Source organism: Aquabacterium sp., assembly GCF_050725395.1.
Lineage (GTDB): Bacteria > Pseudomonadota > Gammaproteobacteria > Burkholderiales > Burkholderiaceae_C > Aquabacterium.
The window spans coordinates 1-4,048 of sequence record NZ_JBOHHL010000077.1 but is presented as its reverse complement, the minus strand read 5'-3'; the positions used below and the strand labels follow the sequence as shown (position 1 = coordinate 4,048).

4 protein-coding genes are annotated in these 4,048 nt (G+C 62.3%); 3 read left to right on the top strand and 1 reads right to left on the bottom strand.

The features are described 5' to 3' along the window. Positions 1-139 precede the first annotated feature (139 nt). Positions 140-1,252, bottom strand: coding sequence for a patatin-like phospholipase family protein (locus ACREB4_RS21090; protein WP_431590202.1), 1,113 nt, complete (start codon positions 1,250-1,252; stop codon positions 140-142). A gap of 152 nt (positions 1,253-1,404) precedes the next feature. Here ACREB4_RS21090 and recA point away from each other — a divergent pair, with 152 nt between their 5' ends. From recA to sucC, 3 genes are all read left to right on the top strand, one after another. After that, positions 1,405-2,448, top strand: a complete 1,044-nt coding sequence (gene recA / locus ACREB4_RS21085; protein WP_431590201.1) for a recombinase RecA — start codon at positions 1,405-1,407, stop codon at positions 2,446-2,448. Positions 2,449-2,475: 27 nt separating this feature from the next. Continuing rightward, positions 2,476-2,946 carry a recombination regulator RecX gene (gene recX / locus ACREB4_RS21080; protein ID WP_431590200.1) on the top strand — a complete coding sequence of 157 codons (471 nt, stop codon included), beginning with the start codon at positions 2,476-2,478 and terminating at the stop codon, positions 2,944-2,946. Positions 2,947-3,035: 89 nt separating this feature from the next. After that, positions 3,036-4,048, top strand: a 1,013-nt coding sequence (gene sucC, locus ACREB4_RS21075; RefSeq protein WP_431590199.1) for an ADP-forming succinate--CoA ligase subunit beta, incomplete at its 3' end; no start/stop codon positions are given.

Genomic DNA, 4,048 nt, shown 5'->3' with positions numbered 1-4,048 from the left:
GATCAGCACCGGTTCGAGTCCCGACAGGCGCATCGGCGCCGGAGGTGTCGTCCCGCTGGCATTTGGGCTGGTGGACGGGGCGGCGGCGGGGCTGGGGGAAGACTCGGTCATGATCCCTAAATTGTACGGGGAGCGTTCCTCAGCTCATACCCAGGAAAGTCCTTTCGATGTCCAGCGAGCTTCGCTGGCCAATATCGTCCTTGTGCGCGGCCAGCCAGCGGTCGGCCGCCGCGTGTCCCAGATCGTGCAATGCCTGCAGGAAAACGCGGTCGGTGTTCGACTTGCTGGACGCGTTGAATGGCGCCAGGTTCTCGTCGTCGGCCACCATGTGCATGTGCAGGTCTTTGTAGCGGCCTGGGTCGATCTTGTCTTCTTTCAGCAGCTTTTTCACGAAGGCAATGGCGCGCATCTCGCCGATCAGGCTGGCGTTGAAGGTGATTTCGCTGAGCCGATCCAGGATGTCCATGCTGCGCGTCGGCTTGTCCAGGCGCTGCAGGGGGTTGATCTTGATCAGCAAGATGTCCTGGGTGTCGGTGTTGTAGATCAGTGGGTAGAGCGCCGGGTTGCCGGTGTAGCCACCATCCCAATAGGGTTCGCCATCGATTTCAACGGCCTGGAACACCACGGGCAGGCAGGCCGAGGCCATCAGCGCGTCCAGCGTCAGTTCTTCTTCCGTGAAGACGCGCGCCTGGCCGCTGCGCACGGAGGTGGCGGTCACGAACAGCTGGATGCCAGCGTGTTCGCACGCCGCGTGCACCGACGGGATCGCAACATGGCGTTGCACCACATCGCGCAGCGGGTTCAGGTTCAGGGGGTTGATCTCATACGGACTGAAAGTCTGCATGAACATGTTCATCCACTGGTAACCGGGGATCTGGTCCAGGTTGAATGCCGGCTTGAGCGAGCCGTTGGACTGCAGGGTCATGGGCGAGAAGATGGGGCCGTGCTGGCTGACATCGGCCCAGAAGGCCGCCAGGGCTTTCTGCGCCTGGGCCCGGGCTTGCGGGACCCCGCCTTCGGCATGTCCTTCGACATAACCGGTGAGCATCACCGCCCCGTTCAGCGCGCCTGCGCTGGTGCCGGAAATGCCTGCGAAATCCAATCCGTCGTCGTCCAGCAGCCTGTCGAGCACGCCCCAGGTGAAGGCGCCGTGAGAGCCCCCGCCTTGCAATGCCAGGTCCACGCGCGGCCTGGGCGATGGATTCCGTTCAGCAGAGGAAAGGGCCTTGCGCTTTTTTCGGGGGATGGTCATGGATCAGTCTAGCTGTTAATGCTGCACTGCAGCATGCATTTTTCGGGCCCCCCTTCAGTGGGTGGTAAATACCTGTTCGAAATACTGTACATCCATCCAGCTTTTGTCATAATGGCGGCAATTCATCAATTCCACCCATCGGAGACACCTGAATGGAAGCCACCGCGAAGTCCGCCCTGAGCACTGAAAAAGCCAAAGCCCTGCAAGTGGCCCTGGCCCAGATCGAAAAGCAGTTTGGCAAGGGCTCGATCATGCGTCTGGGCGAAGGCGAAGTGATCGACGACATCCAGGTCGTCTCCACCGGCTCCCTGGGCCTGGACATCGCCCTGGGCGTCGGCGGTCTGCCGCGTGGCCGCGTGGTCGAAATCTACGGCCCTGAATCCTCGGGCAAGACCACGCTCACGCTGCAGGTCGCCGCTGAAATGCAAAAGCAAGGCGGCGTCTGCGCCTTCATCGATGCCGAGCACGCCCTCGACGCGCAATACGCGCAAAAACTGGGTGTCAACCTGCAAGATTTGCTGATCTCGCAGCCCGACACTGGCGAGCAGGCCCTTGAAATCGTCGATGCTCTGGTGCGCTCTGGTTCCGTCGACCTGATCATCGTCGACTCGGTCGCCGCGCTCACCCCCAAGGCCGAACTCGAAGGCGAAATGGGCGATTCCCTGCCTGGCTTGCAAGCCCGCCTGATGAGCCAGGCCCTGCGCAAGCTCACCGCCACCATCAAGAAGACCAACTGCATGGTCATCTTCATCAACCAGATCCGCATGAAGATCGGCGTGATGTTCGGCAGCCCCGAGACCACCACTGGCGGCAATGCCCTGAAGTTCTACGCCTCCGTGCGCCTGGACATCCGCCGCATCGGCTCGATCAAGAAGGGCGAAGAGATCATCGGCAGCGAAACCCGCGTCAAGGTCGTCAAGAACAAGGTCGCGCCTCCCTTCAAGACGGCCGAATTCGACATCCTCTACGGCGAAGGCATCAGCCGCGAGGGCGAAATCATCGATTTGGGCGTGGTCGCCAAGATCGTTGACAAGTCCGGCGCCTGGTACGCCTACCAAGGCGAGAAGATCGGCCAAGGCAAGGACAACTCCCGCGAGTTCCTGCGTGAAAACGCCGGCCTGGCCCACGAAATCGAGAACAAGATCCGCGAATCGCTGGGCGTGGCTTTGCAGGCGCCCGCCGCAGCCGCTGAGTAAATCAGCTCGTCGGACTGAGGTCACGTGGTGACACGCGGACCAAGCCTGTCGCTCAAGGGACGGGCCTTGAAGTACCTTTCGGCGCGCGAGCACTCGCGCGTCGAATTGGTTCGCAAGCTCAGGCCCCACACCGAGGATCCCTCCGAAATCGACCGCGTGCTGGACGATCTGGAAGCGCGCGGTTGGCTGTCGGCAGAGCGTTTCGTGGAATCGGTCGTGCACCGCAAGGCGGCCCGCTACGGCATGGCCCGCATCCGTGGCGAATTGAACATGCACCAGCTGCCCGACGACACGGTGCGGGCCGCCCTGTCCGCTTTGAAGGACACAGAGTTCCGACGTGCTCAGGATCTGTGGCTGCGCCGCTACGGCCAGGTCGCCGAAACGCCGCAAGAGCTCGCCAAGCAGATGCGCTTCCTGGCTGCGAGGGGCTTCTCGGGTGATGTGGTTCGCCAAGTCGTGCGTGGGGCTTCCGACACGGAAGACGCGAACGAAGCTTGAGCAACCGCCGGGCGGTGGTGCTATTCTGATTGCTGCGCCGCAATACCCCATTTGCGGGGCCCTCACGCAACCATCCTGCGAGTCAGCCCATGAAGATTCATGAGTACCAAGGCAAAGAAATCCTGAGCCGATTTGGCGTGCCGGTGCCCAAAGGCATCCCGGCCTTCTCGGTGGACGAAGCGGTGGCCGCCGCGCAAAAGCTGGGCGGTCCCGTCTGGGTGGTCAAGGCCCAGATCCACGCGGGTGGTCGGGGCAAGGGCGGTGGTGTGAAAGTGGCCAAGTCCCTCGACGACGTCAAGCGCTTGGCCAATGACATCCTGGGCATGCAGCTCAAGACCCACCAGACCGGCCCGGCTGGCCAGAAGGTCAACCGCCTCTACATCGAAGACGGCGCCGACATCCAGCAGGAGTACTACGTCTCGCTCGTGACCGACCGGGGCAGCCAGAAGGTGGCCTTCATCGCGTCCAGCGAAGGCGGCATGGACATCGAAGAGGTGGCCCACGCCACCCCCGAGAAAATCATCACCGAGCTCATCGACCCGCTCACCGGACTGAGTGATGCCCAGGCCAAGACCATCGCCGACCGCATCGGCTTGCCCGCCGACTCCACCGCCCAGGCCGTGGATGTGTTCAAGAAGCTTTACCAGTGCTACATGGACACCGACGCCTCCCTGGTCGAGATCAACCCGCTGAACCGCGACAGCCGGGGCAACATCATCGCCCTCGATGCGAAGTTCAACTTCGACAGCAATGCGCTGTTCCGCCACCCTGACATCGTCGCCTTCCGCGACCTGGACGAAGAAGACCCCGCCGAGATCGAGGCGTCCAAATTCGACCTGGCTTACATCCAGCTCGACGGCAACATTGGTTGCCTGGTCAATGGCGCGGGCCTGGCCATGGCCACCATGGACACGATCAAGCTGTTCGGCGGCGAGCCCGCCAACTTCCTCGACGTGGGCGGTGGCGCCACGGCCGAAAAGGTCACCGAAGCCTTCAAGATCATGCTCAAGAGTCCCAAGGTCAAGGGCATCCTGGTCAACATCTTCGGCGGCATCATGAAGTGCGACACCATCGCCGATGGCGTCATCACCGCCTGCAAGGC

Bases quoted from the DNA above. Each gene is read 5' to 3' on its own strand.
- ACREB4_RS21090 (WP_431590202.1), bottom strand. From the start codon at position 1,252: ATGACCATCCCCCGAAAAAAGCGCAAGGCCCTTTCCTCTGCTGAACGG.
- recA (WP_431590201.1), top strand. From the start codon at position 1,405: ATGGAAGCCACCGCGAAGTCCGCCCTGAGCACTGAAAAAGCCAAAGCC.